The sequence below is a fragment of the Pseudomonas sp. P8_229 genome (assembly GCF_034008635.1).
Lineage (GTDB): Bacteria > Pseudomonadota > Gammaproteobacteria > Pseudomonadales > Pseudomonadaceae > Aquipseudomonas.
In genome coordinates, this window is record NZ_CP125378.1 from 2,620,069 (window position 1) to 2,633,554 (window position 13,486).

Below are 13,486 nucleotides of genomic sequence, written 5' to 3' on the forward strand. Positions count from 1 at the left end.
TTGCTGTTGGGTTTTGGCTGCACCTGCTTGGCCGTTGACGGCTGAGTAAGGTGAGTACTTCAAGTTTCGGTGAGGCTTAAATGCTCCAGCGAGCACTCAACAAACGTTCATTCAACAAGCCCGGCTCCAGCGGTTTCGGCCGGCGGGCCATGGCGCTGACAAACTGATCCAGCGCTTCATGCAGACGCTGCTCCATTGCTGGTGCCAATTGCGCCTGGGCACTGCCTTCGCCGTACGCGATCTGGCTGTCCTCGGCGAAGATGCCTTGCAGCATTTCCTGGGCTTTCAACGCCGACAGCACGGGCTTGAGGGCGTAATCGACCACCAGCATGTGGGCGATGCTGCCGCCGGTGGCCATCGGCAGAACAATCTTGTGGTTCAGGGCGCGCTCCGGCAGCAGGTCGAGCACGGTCTTCAGCGCGCCTGAAAATGACGCTTTGTAGACCGGGGTGGCGATCAGCAGGCCGTCGGCGTTTTCAATCTGCGCCAGCAGGTCGAGCACCTTCGGGCTGTCGAAGCGGGCGTGGAGCAGGTCTTCGGCCGGGAAGTCCCGCACCTGATAACTCACCACTTCCACTCCCTGCTCCTGCAACCAGCGTTGCGAGCGCTCCAGCAACACTCCGGAACGGGAGCGTTGGCTGGGGCTACCACCGAGTGAGACGACCAGCATTCAGACGATTCCTTGCGCGTTACAGGCGATTCGCGGGTTGCGATCTCGCTTCGATGGGAGTGACCTTACCAGCTGATTAATATATCCATAAATCATATTTATTCATTTGGTTATGCGTTTTGGAGATATAAATTTCAGCTTTCTTCGGGCGAAAAAAAAGGCCGTCGAAACGGCCTGAAATCCCCTGCTTTGTGGCTACACGCTGATCGTTCCCACGCTCTGCGTGGGAATGAATCCATGGACGCTCCGCGTCCACTGTGACGCGGAGCGTCACGGGCGGCATTCCCACGCAGAGCGTGGGAACGATCTGCCCAAGAAGATCACTTGTTCGGCTGCGGCGTCAGACGCAGGTACGGCTTCACTGCGCGATAGCCTTTCGGGAAGCGTCGCTTGATCTCTTCCTCATCCTTGAGCGACGGCACGATCACCACTTCTTCACCGTCTTGCCAGTTGGCCGGGGTCGCCACCTTGTAGTTGTCGGTGAGCTGCAGCGAATCGATCACCCGCAGGATCTCGTGGAAGTTGCGCCCGGTGCTCGCCGGATAAGTGATGGTCAGGCGGATCTTCTTGTTCGGATCGATCACGAACAGCGAACGCACGGTCAGCGTGTCGTTGGCGTTCGGATGGATCAGGTCATAGAGATCGGAGACCTTGCGATCGGCATCGGCCAGGATCGGGAAGTTGACGATCGTGTTCTGGGTTTCGTTGATGTCTTCGATCCACTTGTGATGCGAGTCCACCGGGTCGACCGACAGCGCGATGGCTTTGACGCCGCGCTTGCTGAACTCATCCTTGAGCTTGGCGGTGAAGCCCAGTTCGGTGGTGCACACCGGGGTGAAGTCGGCCGGATGGGAGAACAGCACGCCCCAGCTATCGCCCAGCCACTCGTGGAAACGAATCTTGCCGGCGCTGGAATCCTGTTCGAAGTCGGGGGCGATGTCGCCGAGTCTGAGGCTCATGGTGCTGCTCCTGATGAGTTGTTGGAGAACTCAACTGTAGCTCGGGATTCGCCATTATTAAAAAGAATAAATAACTAGATATCTAGAATCTAAAGGAATATTAAACATCGTTCACTGGACGCTCGCCGGCATCGCGACGAACATCGCCCTCAAGGTTCGAGAAGGCCTTGAGTAGCTGCAAAAGAGGGGAATTTCGGGAAGGGCTTACGGGGGTGAGTCTGACTCGAAAATGCAAAAGCCCCGTCCGGCACGGTGCCGGACGGGGCTTTTTTATATCAGCAGCTTGAACGCGCTATTACAGCAGCGGGATCGAGTAGCTGACGATCAGGCGGTTTTCGTCCTGGGAACGGGTGTTCGCCAGGTCGGTGCGCCACATAGCGTTTTTCCAGGCTACGCCGAGGTTTTTCAGCGGACCTTCAGGGATCACGTAACCTACGGTCAGGTCACGTTCCCACTCGGTTTTTTCGCCCAGCGGAGTGTCGATGTTGTTGCCACGCAGGTAGATCAGGTTGGCGGTCAGACCAGGAACGCCGATCTTGGCGAAATCGTAGCCGTAGCGAGCCTGCCAGGTACGCTCGCCAGCACGGGCGAACTTCTGGATCTGCATGTCGGTGATGGTGCTGTTGGACGAGCCGTCACCCTGGTTCAGCCAAGGGAAGTCGCTGTCGCCTTTGGTGTACTGGTAGCCGGCACCGAAGGTGTGACCTTCAACCGAGTACAGCGCCAGGTAGCTGTACAGGTCGTTGTCGACCTTGCCCTTGACGGTTTTGCCACCGTAGTAACCGCTGGTGTAGTAGGCAGCGGTATCGCCGTTGGCACCGTTGTCACGGCTGCGGTAGTAACGCAGGTCGCTTTTCAGCACGCCCGGGCCGATGCCCCAGTTGTGTACCAGACCCAGGAAGTTCTGCGAGTAGAAATCCTTCAGCTCACCGTAGTAGTACGAAGCGGTCAGGTCTTTGTTGATCTTGTAGTCAGCACCACCGTAGTAGAACTTGTTGCTGAACACGCCTTTGTCATAGTTCGAACCAGCGTTCGCACCGGCAATCGACATGTTCTCGTTGTTGCTGGAGTTACGACCTTTCACGGCCTCAACCTGACCGGCAGTCAGGGTCAGGTCCTTGAATTCGTTCGAGGTAATCGCTTCGCCCTGGAAGGTTTGCGGCAGCAGACGACCGTCGTTGTACTTGATGACCGGGTTGTTCGGCATCAGGGTACCGACCTTCAGCTCGGTCTGGGAAATCTTGACCTTGCCGGTCACGCCCAGGCTGGCGAAGTCATTCACAGCGCGATTGCCATCGCTTGGGAACACGGTGCCGCCGGAAGCGGTACCGGCGGAGTTGCCGCTGGTGGCCGGGCTGGAATCCAGACGCACGCCGTACAGGCCGATCGCGTCAACACCGAACTGCACGGTGCCTTGGGTGTAACCCGAGATGAAACGCAGATCGAAGCCTTGGCCCCACTCTTCGTTCTTGTTCGGGCCAGTGCCGTCACGGTTGTCGGTGTTGATGTAGAAGTTGCGCAGGCCCAGAGTGGCCTTGCTGTCTTCGATGAAACCGGCGGCGCCTGCCTGCTGCGCCAAAACCCCTACGGCCACAGCCAGGGCCAAGGTGGACTTGTTCATGTAAAGCTCCTCTCGTTTCTAATTCTTGTGTTCCTGGTCCTGGTCGAATGCCCGGATCCGTAGGTTCGCGATTAGCGCCAGAGCGTGACTGACAAGTCAATCGTAACCTTGTATGTCTACGACCAAGGTCTAATCGCGGTATTTGGGTCCCTGCACAGTACTGACTTTCCTGATAACCCCAAAAAGAATTATTTCATTCTTTTTTATGCCATTCAGATATATGGCCCAGTAATGGCCACCTGCAGCGCAACACAGGATATCGGCTACTAAGCTAATTACTAAATGGTATTTATTCGCCTATTTTTAGATCGATTAGCGTTGACTCATCTGAAACACGTCAATCCCTATCTAAAAGGCGACGCCATCATGGTCAAACGTGCACTATCTAGTCAAATTGTTACAGTTTGTGTGTCGGTAATAATTTCTTTCTCCGCCCACGCCGCCAACCTCACCATCGGTTATCAAACCGGTATCGACCCAAGCAAAGTCCCTCAAGCCGACGGTACCTACGAGAAAACCATCGGCCAGAAGATCGACTGGCGACGCTTCAATAGTGGCCCGCAAGTTGTGACAGCCATTGCATCGGGCGACGTACAAATCGGCAACCTCGGCTCCAGCCCTTTGGCAGCGGCCGCTTCGCGCAATCTGCCGATCGTCGCATTCATTGTTTCAGCGCAGATCAATGCCGCCGAAGCGTTGGTGGTACGCAATGGCAGCGGGATTAACAGCCCCCAGGATCTGGTCGGAAAGACCATCGCCACCCCCTTCGTTTCCACCTCTCATTACAGCTTGCTCGGCGCACTCAAGCACTGGGAGCTGGACACCAGCAAAGTCAAAGTGGTGAACCTGCAGCCCGCGGAAATCGCCGCAGCGTGGAAGCGCGGTGACATCGACGGCGCGTTTGTCTGGTCGCCGGCGCTGGGGGAAATTCGCAAGACTGGCAAGACCCTGACCGATGCTGCACAAGTCGGCCAATGGGGTGCGCCGACCTTCGAAGTCTGGGTCGCGCGCAAGGACTACGCCGAAAAACATCCTGAAGTGATCGCCAAATTTGCCAAGGTCACTCTAGACGCGTTTGCCGATTACGCCAGCCATAAAGACAACTGGACGGCTGACTCGGCGCCGGTGCAGAAAATCGCCAAATTGACCGGTGCCAATGCCGCCGATGTTCCCCAACTGCTGGCTGGTTCTGCGTTCCCGGATGCCAAGGCACAGCAAACCACTGCGCTGCTGGATGGCGGCACGGCCAAGGCGATTGCTGAAACGGCGAAGTTTTTGAAGGAGCAAGGCAAGGTTGAAACGGTGCTGCCGGACTATTCACCGTATGTCAGCGCGAAGTTTGTAAGCGAAAACAATTGAATATGTGGTGAGGGGATTCATCCCCGATGGACTGCGCAGCAGTCCCCTGCTTTTGGTGAAGGGGGCCGCTGCGCGGCCCATCGGGGATGAATCCCCTCGCCACAAGAGTCCTTCGCTAATCTTCAGAGGGTCTTTTCGAAGATCTTCGAGTTGCGCTGATAGTTGTACAGCGAGGCCCGCGCCGCTGGCAGGCGCTCGACGCTGCTAGGCTCGAAACCACGTTCGCGGAACCAGTGCGCGGTACGGGTGGTGAGGACGAACAGGGTTTTCAGGCCTTGTGCCCGGGCCCGGGTTTCGATGCGCTCCAGCAACTCGTCGCCGCGACCACCGTGGCGGTACTCCGGGTTCACCGCCAGGCACGCCAGCTCACCGGCATCCGAATCGGCGATCTGGTACAGCGCCGCACAGGCGATGATCATGCCTTCACGCTCGACCACGCTGAACTGCTCGATCTCGCGCTCCAGCACTTCACGCGAGCGGCGCACCAGAATCCCCTGTTCTTCCAGCGGACTGATCAGGTCGAGCAAACCGCCGACGTCCTCAATCGCCGCCTCGCGCACCAGCTCGAATTGCTCCTGGGCCACCAGCGTACCGCCACCGTCACGGGTGAACAGCTCGGTCAGCAGCGCGCCGTCCTCGGCATAACTGACGATATGGCTGCGCGCGACACCGCCACGGCAGGCCTCGGCGGCGGCATCCAGCAGTTCCGCCTGATAGTTGCTGCTGCCAAGACGCTGCAGATGCGCCGGCACTTGCTGTGGGCGCAGTTCGCGCACCAGCCTGCCGTTTTCGTCGATCAGGCCAAGGTCGGCGCCGAACAGCAGCAGTTTGTCGGCACCGAGGTCGATGGCGGCGCGGGTGGCGACGTCTTCACAGGCGAGGTTGAAGATTTCACCGGTCGGGGAGTAGCCCAACGGCGACAGCAGCACGATCGAGCGTTCGTCGAGCAGACGATTGATGCCTTTGCGGTCGACCCGACGCACTTCGCCGGTGTGGTGATAGTCGACACCTTCCAGCACGCCGATCGGCCGCGCGGTAACGAGGTTGCCGCTGGCCACCCGCAGGCGCGAGCCCTGCATCGGCGACGACGCCATGTCCATCGACAAGCGCGCTTCGATGGCGATGCGCAACTGGCCGACAGCGTCGATCACGCACTCCAGGGTCGCCGCATCGGTGATGCGCATGCCGTGGTGGTAGTGGGGGGTCAGGCCGCGGGCGGCAAGGCGGGTTTCAATCTGCGGGCGCGAACCATGGACCAGCACCAGACGCACACCAAGGCTGTGCAGCAGCACGAGGTCGTGGACGATGTTGCCGAAGTTCGGATGTTCCACGCCGTCGCCGGGCAGCATGACGACGAAGGTGCAATCGCGGTGGGCATTGATGTAAGGGGACGCGTGACGAAGCCAATTGACGTATTCGGGCATGAACCTGGGCCTGTAATAAATAGCAGCCGAAAAAAGGGCGAAACGGAAAACGCACAGCGGGCTGATGGTTATCGTCGGAACAGGCTTGGCGACACGCGCGCTCTCCTCATGAATACGGGTTGGGATGCTGGCAATTTACAGCGTTTGGTCAGACAGGACACAGTCCCTTTTAGGAGTGAGCCTGCTCGCGATAGCGCAGTGTCAGTCAATATCTTCGGTGACTGGTTCACCGCTATCGCGAGCAGGCTCACTCCTACAAAGGGAACATCACCGTTGATCAGTGCTCAGGCAGTAATGTTCAATCAACTGCCGTAGTAGATGCACGGTAGGCTGTAAACGTGACATTTCAAGGTACTCGCCGGGCTGATGTGCACAGGCGATGTCGCCGGGGCCGAGCACGATGGTTTCGCAGCCAAGGCGCTGAAGATAAGGCGCTTCGGTGCCGAACGCTACTGCTTCGGCACGGTGACCGGTGAGCTTTTCGGCGATGCGCACCAATTCGGCGTCTTCGGCCTGCTCGAACGATGGCACTTCCGGGAACAACGGTTTGTAATCGATCTTCACCTGATGCCGTTCAGCGACCGGATTGAGCTTGCGCAGAATCTCCGCGCGCAGGACTTTAGGGTCCATGCCCGGCAACGGGCGCAGGTCGAATTCCAGCGAACACTGGCCGCAAATGCGGTTCGGGTTATCACCACCATGGATGCAGCCGAAATTCAGGGTCGGTTGCGGCACGCTGAACTGCGGGTTGTTGAATTCACGCTGCCACAACAGGCGCAGGCCGCGCAGTTCGCCGATGGCGTCGTGCATCGCTTCGAGGGCGCTGTGGCCCAGGCGCGGATCCGACGAATGGCCGCTCTGCCCGAGGATGTCGATGCGCTCCATCATGATGCCTTTGTGCATGCGGATCGGCTTGAGCCCGGTCGGCTCGCCGATCACCGCCGCGCGCCCAATCGGACGACCGGCCTCGGCCAGCGCTCGGGCACCGGACATCGAGCTTTCTTCATCACAGGTGGCGAGGATCAGCAGCGGTTGCTTGAATGGCTGGTCAAGCAGTGGCTGCACGGCTTCGATGATCAGGGCAAAAAAGCCCTTCATGTCGCAGCTGCCCAGCCCGACCCAGCGGCCGTCGACTTCGGTGAGCTTCAGCGGATCGGTCTGCCACAGCGCATCGTCATAAGGAACGGTATCGCTGTGCCCGGCCAGGACCAGGCCGCCGGGGCCGCTGCCGAAACTGGCGAGCAGGTTGAATTTACCGGGGCTAACCTGCTGGATATCGCAGCTGAAGCCCAGATCCCCCAGCCATCCGGCGAGCAAATCGATCACCGCCCGGTTGGACTGATCCAGGCTCGGTTGGGTGCAACTGACCGACGGTGCGGCGATCAGTGCAGCGAACTGGTCTTGCATGGACGGCAAAGGCATCGCTGGCTCCAACTCCCGATTTGAAGTCCATCATAGAGCCATCCGGCGCCAGGAATAAACCGCCGCAGGGCGTAGGACGTATCAGTCCTGTACACTGCACGGCCTTGGCAGCCACACATTCCCCCGGCTGCGCTCCCGATCCTGGATTTTCCGGCCATGCAGAAAGAAACCGAAATCAAACTCCGCGTCAGCCGCGAAACCCTCGCCGCCCTGCGCGAGCACCCGTTACTGAAAAAACGCAACAAAAATGGCTGGGAACGCCGTGAGCTGATGAACCAGTATTTCGACACCCCCGAGCGCGACCTGGCCCAGGCCAAAGTCGCCCTGCGCCTGCGCAAGGACGGTGACGAAGTGATTCAGACCCTCAAGACCCGCGGCCAGAGCGTGGCCGGTCTGTCCGAGCGTAACGAGTACGACTGGAAGTTGCCCAAAGCCAAGCTCGACGTAAAGAAACTCGACGGCGAATGCTGGCCCGAGTCGCTGGCCGAGCTGGACAAGAAAACCCTGAAGCCAATCTTCACCACCGATTTCGTCCGCGAGCGCGCGGAAATCGCCTGGGGCCGCGGCAAGGCCAAAGTGGTCATTGAAGCCGCACTGGACCTCGGTCACGTGGTGGTCGGCAAGCAGAAAGAAGAAATCTGCGAGCTGGAACTGGAACTGCGCGAAGGCGAGCCGGCCGCGCTACTGGAACTGGCCGCCGAACTGGCGGAAACCCTGGCCCTGATGCCATGCGACATCAGCAAGGCCGAACGCGGCTACCGTCTGTATGACGCCAACAGCTACTCGCTGAGCCTGCCGGCGCCGCAACTGACGCCGGAAACCCAACTCGACGACGCCTTCGCCGCGCTCTGCTGGCACCTGCTCGGCAGCAGCCAGCGTCTGGCTGAACAGTACCGTTTCAACGGCCACTGGCGCCTGCTGCTGGACTGGGTCGAAAACCTCGCGGAAATGCGCGCCCTGCTCAGCAGCCTCGGCCAGGCCGCACCGCGTCCGGCGACGCACGACTTGCGCGTGGCACTCGATGCCTTGCTCGAAGACTGGCGCCCGCTGGTTCAGGTCGGCATCGAAGACGAAGACGTGCGCAAGGCGGCGCCAGAGCAATTCCTCGAAGAGCTGGAAGACCCGCGCTGGGGCCTGTTCTCGCTGACCGCGTCGCGCTGGCTGCTGGCCCGCACCTGGACCGCCGAGCGCAACACTCGCGGTAACCGCCAAGGCGCCGCGCAACTGCACAGCTGGCTGCCGCGCATGCTGGGCGAAGAAGCCACCTCCCTGCAATTGCAGCGCTATCAGCAACAGCCGGAAGATCTGGCCGAGCAACTGCCGCGTATCGAGCGCATCCAGGCCTGGCTGCACCACGCGCGTAACGTGCTGGAGATCCCGGAAATGGATCGCCTGTACGGCGAGCTGAACAAACTGGCGCAACTGGCCAACGAACCGACGATCACTGACGAACTGCTCGATGCACGCAAGCAGCAAGCGATCGCGGTTTACCAGAATCGCGCGTGGAAAATGCTTCTGCGCATGTGATGACTGTGTGGTGAGGGGATTTATCCCCGATGGGTCGCGAAGCGGCCCCGCTCTTAAAAAAAGCGGGGACTGCTGCGCAGTCCATCGGGGATAAATCCCCTCGCCACAGTAAATCCCCCTAGCCCCGAGGTTATTCGCGCTAAACCGGGAGGCTGGTTGTGGATTTGATCTCCGACAACGCCACAATCGAGTTCACTTCCTGAATCCCCGGCACCAGCGACAGCTTCTCGAAGAAGAACCGCTCATACGCCTCGATGTCCGCCGCGACAATGCGCAACAGAAAATCCACCGCGCCCATCAGCACATAACATTCCAGCACTTCCGGAAAGCCACGAATCGCCTCGGTGAATTCGGTGAAGTTCGAACGCCCGTGGGCGTTGAGTTTGATCTCGGCGAAGATCTGCGTGTTCAGGCCGATCTTCTTGCGATCGAGCAAAGTCACCTGGCCGCGAATGATCCCCTCCTCCTTCATCCGCTGAATCCGCCGCCAGCAAGGCGACTGCGACAAACCCACCTGCTCGGCGATCTGTGCGCTGGACAATGAAGCGTCCTCTTGCAGCAGGGCGAGTATCTTGCGGTCGTAGGCGTCCAGCTCACAGTGCATAGAAAAACCTCAAATACAGGATCCTGCGAATTGATCCAGTCGATCACTCGCCAATAACACCGATCTTAGCCAAGAAATGCCCGGCACCGAATGTAAAAATTTCTCCAGTGATTCTGGAGACTTGCCATGCCGCACCTTGAAGCCGTGAACGCCACCCCAACCCGAGCCGATGTCTGGAACGTCAACAACAGCCATTGCCTGGCGCAGTATCAGATCCTCGCCGAGGCCGAGCCGGATTTGCTGGTGCGGGTGCTCAACCTGTTCGCCCTGCAATTCCTCACACCCGAACAGGTCAACGTGCAGCGGATGGACGACTTGATGTCGATCGACATCGTCATGGGCGGTTGCAGTTGGCATCGCGCGCAAGTGATTGCGGAAAAACTTCGTAACCTGATCAGCGTCTGCTCGGTGAACCTGCAAAACGCCGACACGGCTTGGGATGCGCCGGCACAGGCCAGCGCCTGACGAATCCGGCAACGGCTTTGTCGGGTAGTGGCCCAGCGGTCTGCGGGGCCACGACTATCCTTTGCGAACTGTCGTTCAAAAGGAAGCCCGCATGTCCGTTCAACTCGCCACTCAGGACCGCTGGCTGGATCTCAACGATGTATTGCGTGAACTGGTCGCCCAAGGCTTTATCAGCCAGGACTCGGCGGAGCAGGCGCTCAATGCCCGTCGCCGCCACGCGACCCGCGGCCAGCAGCATCCACTGGAATTCATCGCCAGCCAGCAACTGGACGACCTCAGCCGTCCGGGCAAACACCTGGACCTGGAAAGCCTGACCCTGTGGCTGGCCCAGCAGGCCGGCCAACCGTATCTGCGCATCGACCCGTTGAAGATCAACGTCGCCGCGATCACCCCGCTGATGTCCTATGCGTTTGCCCAGCGGCACAAGATTCTCGCGGTGGCGGTCGACTGCGACGCCGTGGTCGTCGCCAGCGCCCAGCCCTACGTCACCGGCTGGGAAGCCGACCTGACCCACGTGCTGAAGCTGCCGATCAAACGGGTGGTTGCCAACCCGGTGGACATCCAGCGCTTCAGCGTCGAGTTCTTCCGCCTCGCCAAATCGGTCAGCGGCGCCAACAACGCCGACCCGCAGAACGGCAACCTCGGCAACTTCGAACAACTGCTCAACCTCGGCGCCAGTGATCAGGAGCCGGACGCCAACGATGCGCACATCGTCAACATCGTCGACTGGCTGTTCCAGTACGCCTTTCAGCAGCGCGCCAGCGATATCCACATCGAACCGCGCCGCGAACAGGGCACGGTGCGTTTTCGCATCGACGGCGTGCTGCACAACGTCTATCAATTCCCGCCGCAGGTGACCATGGCGATCGTCAGCCGCCTGAAAAGCCTCGGGCGGATGAACGTCGCCGAAAAGCGCAAACCCCAGGACGGCCGGGTCAAGACCAAGACCCCGGACGGCGGCGAAGTCGAGCTGCGGCTCTCAACGCTGCCCACCGCATTCGGCGAAAAAATGGTCATGCGCATTTTTGACCCGGAAGTGCTGCTCAAGGACTTCGATCAGTTGGGCTTTTCCGCCGACGACCTGCGCCGCTGGCAGGACATGACCCGCCAGCCCAACGGCATCATTCTGGTCACCGGGCCGACCGGTTCGGGCAAGACCACCACGCTCTACACCACGCTGAAGAAGCTGGCGACGCCGGAGATCAACCTCTGCACCATCGAAGACCCGATCGAGATGGTCGAACCGGCGTTCAACCAGATGCAGGTGCAGCACAACATTGACCTGAGCTTCGCCGCCGGGGTGCGCGCATTGATGCGACAGGACCCGGACATCATCATGATCGGCGAGATCCGCGACCTGGAAACCGCCGAAATGGCGATCCAGGCCGCGCTCACCGGACACCTGGTGCTGTCGACCCTGCACACCAATGATGCGCCGAGCGCCATCAGCCGTCTGCTCGAACTCGGTGTGCCGCATTATCTGATCAAGGCCACGGTGCTCGGGGTCATGGCCCAGCGTCTGGTGCGCACCTTGTGCCCGCACTGCAAGGCGCCGCTGACGCTGGAAGAGGAAGACTGGCAGACCCTGACCCGACCGTGGCAAGCGCCACTGCCGGGCAACGCGCAGCGGGCGATCGGTTGCCTGGAGTGCCGCGACACCGGTTATCGCGGGCGTGCCGGGGTCTACGAAATCATGCAACTGAGCGACAGCCTCAAAGCTTTCATCACCCCCGACACCGACCTCACCGCCATTCGCCGGCAAGCCTTCAAGGAAGGCATGCGCAGCCTGCGCCTGTCGGGGGCGCAGAAGGTCGCGGCAGGGCTGACAACCCTTGAAGAAGTGCTGCGAGTGACACCGCAGAGCGAGCAGCGCTAGCGAGGTTACCAGTCGGCGACATTGACCTCGGCATTCGGCTTGATCCACAGCACCGAGCCATCCGACCTGCGTTGCAGAATCGAGTGATTGAGCTTGAGCCCCTCCCCGGTTCGCAGGTTTCGTGCGGCGTAAGACTGGCTCGGGCTGAACATCAACGTACCCGGATGGCTTTGCCCCACGCGCATGCCGTGCGGGTACTGCCATTCACCCAGGGTCATCGGGTTTTGCAACTGACCGTCCCAACGCAGCAGCCTGCGCTGCTTGTCCAGTTTCACGGTGACGCTCGACAGCACAATGCCACGCATTGAAACCGGCTCCTTCGCCATCCAGTCGCTGACGCTGTAGTGGTCGTCTTCGCGATAGACCCTGCTCTCGGCGGGCCAGGTTTCGCCGACAATCCGCGTCCCGCCGACCAACGTACAAGCGCCGAACGCCCAGCGTTCAGGTTGCAATCGCGTCTGTTCGGTGACCGTCATGGTCAACCAGCTGCCGCCTGCGCAGGGCCAGCCATCGATGACCTGATCACCCACCAGCAGCAACTCGGTTTCCGGCAGGCGATACATTTTGATTGCCGAAACCTGCATCCCGGCAAGGCTATGCGGGCCGGCAAAATCAGCGCGATCGAGACTTGCCAGGCCATGGACTTGTGGCTGACCATTCTCATCCAGCGGCTCAAGCGTACTCAGATGCAATCGAGTACCCGCCGGCAGGGCCATGTTGCCGATCTGAACGTCATGATCGAGCCTGGGATTACGCGCGCGACTGTCCTGGGCACTGCTCACCATTTGATAAACGGTCAGGCCAACCACGGGCACACATACCAGGGCAATGGCTGCAAGCTTGCGCGGATGCAGCAGCAGCGACCGGCGCCACGCCGGCACACTCAGCATGATCAACAGCACCGGCAGCCCGATGAAACTGACGAGGAGCAGCCACCAGAACAGCGCGTAAAACAGACCGATCAAACCCAAGGTTGCGTCCATGCTTGAGAAACAAAGGCACATGGTGACAAACAAGTCGCCTCGCCTCCAGCACAACAGCGCCCATGACTGGACAGTCATGGAACTGGATCGGGTAAATGACGATCCAAGGCCGTAGTTAACCCCCAGGAGTCACTCAATCATGCGTCTCAAACTTGCTGTCGCCACCCTTGCCTTGCTGTCCCTTCCCGTTGGTTCAGCGATGGCCGACAGCTTTTGGCGTAACGTCATTTCGTCCGGCGCCACCACCGGTTCGACCTACCTGACCTTCAAGGATCACAAGCTGATCGTTGCCGCGCAGGACGATGCCGGCAGCTTCGTCGCCAGCGATGGCGGCATCCGTGGGCCGTACCTGGAAGCGGCAATGCAGAAAGTCCGCGCCGACAACCCGGGCCTGCAGGCCACGGACATGGAACTGGCGAATGCGATTCTGGCGAAAAACGCGGTGGAAACCGAGTAAGCCTGGCGCCGAGAAAAATGCCGCTCGATCGAGCGGCATTTTTTTGCCTGCATTTCCCGCTTCACTCCCCCCCTGTAGGAGTGAGCCTGCTCGCGATAGCTGTACTCCAGGCAATGGAT

At 60.0% G+C, this 13,486-nt stretch carries 12 protein-coding genes; 5 read left to right on the top strand and 7 right to left on the bottom strand.

Annotation, left to right across the window (positions count from 1 at the left end):
* Positions 1-76: 76 nt before the first annotated feature.
* From ssuE to QMK55_RS11930, 3 genes are all read right to left on the bottom strand, one after another.
* On the bottom strand, positions 77-670 hold the full coding sequence (gene ssuE, locus QMK55_RS11920; RefSeq protein ID WP_320329233.1) for an NADPH-dependent FMN reductase: 594 nt from the start codon (positions 668-670) through the stop codon (positions 77-79).
* 320 nt (positions 671-990) lie between these two features.
* A complete protein-coding gene (locus QMK55_RS11925) occupies positions 991-1,629 on the bottom strand; it encodes a peroxiredoxin (protein ID WP_041072107.1) in 639 nt (212 codons plus the stop codon).
* 295 nt (positions 1,630-1,924) lie between these two features.
* Positions 1,925-3,250, bottom strand: coding sequence for an OprD family porin (locus tag QMK55_RS11930; protein WP_102354871.1), 1,326 nt, complete (start codon positions 3,248-3,250; stop codon positions 1,925-1,927).
* Between the two features lie 363 nt (positions 3,251-3,613).
* On the opposite strand from QMK55_RS11930, the gene tauA reads away from it, so the two are divergent.
* Positions 3,614-4,609, top strand: a complete 996-nt coding sequence (gene tauA, locus QMK55_RS11935; RefSeq protein WP_413817459.1) for a taurine ABC transporter substrate-binding protein — start codon at positions 3,614-3,616, stop codon at positions 4,607-4,609.
* 122 nt (positions 4,610-4,731) lie between these two features.
* Here tauA and argA read toward each other — a convergent pair whose 3' ends face one another.
* Together argA and argE are read right to left on the bottom strand one after the other, a co-directional pair.
* On the bottom strand, positions 4,732-6,033 hold the full coding sequence (argA, locus tag QMK55_RS11940) for an amino-acid N-acetyltransferase (protein ID WP_102354870.1): 1,302 nt from the start codon (positions 6,031-6,033) through the stop codon (positions 4,732-4,734).
* A gap of 267 nt (positions 6,034-6,300) precedes the next feature.
* The gene (argE, locus tag QMK55_RS11945; RefSeq protein ID WP_102354869.1) at positions 6,301-7,455 is read right to left on the bottom strand and encodes an acetylornithine deacetylase; all 1,155 of its coding nucleotides are present in this window, start codon (positions 7,453-7,455) and stop codon (positions 6,301-6,303) included.
* Between the two features lie 156 nt (positions 7,456-7,611).
* Here argE and QMK55_RS11950 point away from each other — a divergent pair, with 156 nt between their 5' ends.
* The gene (locus QMK55_RS11950) at positions 7,612-8,982 is read left to right on the top strand and encodes an inorganic triphosphatase (protein WP_320329234.1); all 1,371 of its coding nucleotides are present in this window, start codon (positions 7,612-7,614) and stop codon (positions 8,980-8,982) included.
* Positions 8,983-9,121: 139 nt separating this feature from the next.
* Here the strand turns inward: QMK55_RS11950 and QMK55_RS11955 are convergent, their stop codons facing one another.
* Positions 9,122-9,586, bottom strand: coding sequence for an Lrp/AsnC family transcriptional regulator (locus tag QMK55_RS11955; RefSeq protein ID WP_102354867.1), 465 nt, complete (start codon positions 9,584-9,586; stop codon positions 9,122-9,124).
* A gap of 126 nt (positions 9,587-9,712) precedes the next feature.
* Here QMK55_RS11955 and QMK55_RS11960 point away from each other — a divergent pair, with 126 nt between their 5' ends.
* Positions 9,713-10,051 carry a hypothetical protein gene (locus tag QMK55_RS11960; RefSeq protein ID WP_320329235.1) on the top strand — a complete coding sequence of 113 codons (339 nt, stop codon included), beginning with the start codon at positions 9,713-9,715 and terminating at the stop codon, positions 10,049-10,051.
* A 91-nt stretch (positions 10,052-10,142) separates the two neighbouring features.
* A complete protein-coding gene (locus QMK55_RS11965; protein ID WP_320329236.1) occupies positions 10,143-11,927 on the top strand; it encodes a GspE/PulE family protein in 1,785 nt (594 codons plus the stop codon).
* A 5-nt stretch (positions 11,928-11,932) separates the two neighbouring features.
* Here QMK55_RS11965 and QMK55_RS11970 read toward each other — a convergent pair whose 3' ends face one another.
* Positions 11,933-12,910: a hypothetical protein gene (locus QMK55_RS11970; RefSeq protein WP_146011264.1), complete on the bottom strand. Its 978-nt coding sequence runs from the start codon at positions 12,908-12,910 to the stop codon at positions 11,933-11,935.
* Positions 12,911-13,049: 139 nt separating this feature from the next.
* Between QMK55_RS11970 and QMK55_RS11975 the strand changes: the two genes are divergently transcribed.
* Positions 13,050-13,367, top strand: coding sequence for a DUF2388 domain-containing protein (locus QMK55_RS11975; protein WP_102354863.1), 318 nt, complete (start codon positions 13,050-13,052; stop codon positions 13,365-13,367).
* The last annotated feature ends 119 nt before the right edge of the window (positions 13,368-13,486 follow it).